At 62.5% G+C, this 536-nt stretch carries 1 protein-coding gene; it reads right to left on the minus strand.

Going from position 1 to position 536, the window contains the following annotated elements:
• A partial coding sequence (locus AC1DQM_RS29895) for a hypothetical protein (RefSeq protein ID WP_477747270.1) occupies positions 1 to 536 on the minus strand: 536 nt, incomplete at both ends.

Consider the following 536-nt stretch of genomic DNA (forward strand, 5'->3'; position numbering starts at 1 on the left):
GGCTGGTTGGCGACCGGGCTGGTTGGCGACCGTGGCCAGGTAAGTGTTGATGTTGGTGAGGGTACCCGTGAGCACGATGCTGCTGGTGCCTGAGCCGCTGATCGTGACACTGCCTGCTGTCGCGGCCGTTAACGAGCCGCTGTCGACCGTGAGCGTGACCGAGATGCTGCCAGCGCCTGCGTCGACGTCTGCCACCGACAGACCGCTGAGCTTGAATGCAGTGTCTTCATTCGTCGTGTAGCTTGCCGGCAGTGTGTTCACCGGAGTGTCGTTGAGCGCGGTGATGTTGATGTTGATCGTGTCGCTGTCGCTCAACGCACCACCAGTGCCCGTGTTGCCGCCGTCATTGGTCAGCATGGTCAGGGTGACCGTACCGTTGGCATTGGCAACCGGGGTGTAGGTTGGCTGGTTGGCGACCGTGGCCAGGTAAGTGTTGATGTTGGCGAGGGTACCCGTGAGCACGATGCTGCTGGTGCCTGAGCCGCTGATCGTGACACTGCCTGCTGTCGCGGCCGTTAACGAGCCGCTGTCGACCG

It is taken from the genome of Pseudomonas sp. 01L34, assembly GCF_056400265.1.